This window comes from Collinsella aerofaciens (assembly GCF_019131995.1).
Taxonomy (GTDB): Bacteria; Actinomycetota; Coriobacteriia; order Coriobacteriales; family Coriobacteriaceae; genus Collinsella; species Collinsella aerofaciens_S.
Genome location: NZ_JAHONA010000056.1, coordinates 1 through 2,167, shown reverse-complemented (window position 1 = coordinate 2,167; position 2,167 = coordinate 1). Strand labels below are relative to the sequence as shown.

At 56.4% G+C, this 2,167-nt stretch carries 1 protein-coding gene; it reads left to right on the top strand.

Going from position 1 to position 2,167, the window contains the following annotated elements:
• Positions 1-280: 280 nt before the first annotated feature.
• Entirely contained in the window at positions 281-1,975 is a 1,695-nt protein-coding gene (locus KSY82_RS10110) for a phospho-sugar mutase (protein ID WP_217751113.1), read from the top strand.
• Positions 1,976-2,167 lie beyond the last annotated feature (192 nt).

Genomic DNA, 2,167 nt, shown 5'->3' with positions numbered 1-2,167 from the left:
GGGTCAGCCCGTGGGAGGCCAGGGCGCCGCTGACCGGTGGACGGCACCGAGCCGTACGCTTGAATTGAGAAGGGGGAGGCCTCGCGGTCTCCCCTTTTTTGCGTTAAAGGCGGCATTCACTAAGCAATTAAATCAATCCAATCATCCACCGGTGAATATAAACGTTCACCGTTCTGTGGCCGGTTCTCTGTTCTCAATGGACTAATATTTGCTTTAGCGCGCTGATGCGCTTGTCCTGTTTTACACGGGTTGTTTTATTGATTGTGACGGAAGGACTCACATGGCAGATGTTCATGAGCTGCTTGATACTTGGATTGCCAATGTCAAGGACGAGGAGCTCCTCGCTGAGCTCAACACGATGAAGGAGCAGGGTGACGAAGACGCCATCACCGACGCTTTCTTCCAAGATCTCGCCTTCGGTACCGCCGGTCTACGTGGCACTATCGGTGCAGGCACTAACCGTATGAATATCTATACGGTTGGTCGCGCGACGCAGGGTTTTGCTGACTATCTTAATGCGACTTTCGAGCATCCGACGGTTGCCATCGCTCGCGATAGCCGCAATAAGGGTGAACTGTTCGTTAAGACGACGGCTGCCATTCTTGCCGCAAACGGCGTGACTGCTCTCGTGTATCCTAAGATTTCTCCCGTGCCGACGCTTTCCTGGGCCGTCCGTGACCTTAAGTGCTCCGGTGGCATTTGCATGACCGCTAGTCATAATCCAGCGCCTTATAACGGCTATAAGGCCTATGGCCCCGACGGCTGCCAGATCACCAGCGAGGCTGCCGATGCAATTTCTAAGGCTATCGCCGAGACCGATACGTTTACCGGCGTGAAGTCCATGGACTTCGATGAGGCTCTTGAACAGGGTCTGGTCAAATGGATCGATGAGTCGTGCCTCGAGCGTTATTATGACGCCGTTCTCGCCCGCGGCGTGACCAACCTTTCTGCCGAGGAGATCGCTGGCGCTCCGCTTAAGCTCGTCTACACTCCGCTCAACGGCACCGGCCTCATTCCCGTCACGACGGTGCTCGAGCGCGCTGGCATCACCGATGTCACGGTTGTTCCCGAGCAGAAGGAGCCTAACGGCGATTTCCCGACCTGCCCGTATCCTAACCCCGAGATTCGTCAGGCCATGCAGAAGGGCATTGACCTGTGCGAGCAGGTTCACCCTGATCTGCTGCTTGCAACCGATCCTGACGCCGATCGCGTTGGCGTTGCCGTTAAGAATGGCGATGACTATCTGCTGCTGACCGGCAATGAGATGGGCGTTCTGCTGCTCGACTATATCTGCAAGACCCGCGCTGCTCGCGGTGAGGACCTCACTAAGAAGGTTGCTGTCACTACTATCGTTTCTTCCGCCATGGTTGACGCTCTGGCCGACGAGTACGGTTTTGAGCTCCGCCGCTGCCTGACGGGCTTCAAGTACATCGGCGACATCATTACTTCTCTTTCCGATGCTGGCGAGGTCGACCGCTTTATCTTCGGTTTCGAGGAGAGCTACGGCTATCTGGCCGGCGACCACGTGCGCGATAAGGACGCGGTGAGCACTTCGCTTCTGATTTGCCAGATGGCGCAGTATTACAAGCTGCAGGGTAAGAACCTTGCCGACGCGATGCACGAGCTGTACGAGAAGTATGGCTACTATCACAATAAGACGATTTCGCTGAGCTATCCGGGTGCTGAGGGTGCGGCAAAGATGGCCGGCATCATGGCCGGTCTGCGCGAGAACCCGCCCGCGGAGCTCGCCGGTTCCAAGATTGAGGCCGTCGTTGATTACAACACCTGCGTGAACGGCCTGCCGAAGGCTAACGTCATTGAGTTCGATCTTGAGGGTGGCAATAAAGGTATCGTTCGTCCTTCCGGCACCGAGCCCAAGATCAAGCTGTACATCTTCGCTAAGGGCGCGGATGCCGCCGAGGCAGATGCAGCACTTGACGCGATCGAGGAGTCCGGTCGCAAGCTGCTGGCATAAGGTATTTAAGAGTCTATTGCTATAGATAGGCAAAAGAGGGGATCTCGGAAGCGAGGTCCCCTCTTGTTTTTAACCAGCCAGCCGAGAGTACTTATATGTGTAGGAAATGTGTACGCCCAGATTCCCGCCCGCGGGGGCCCTCCGGTCTGGCAATATATCTCCTTGCCGCGCGGCCCGGTCGGACCGGACCAG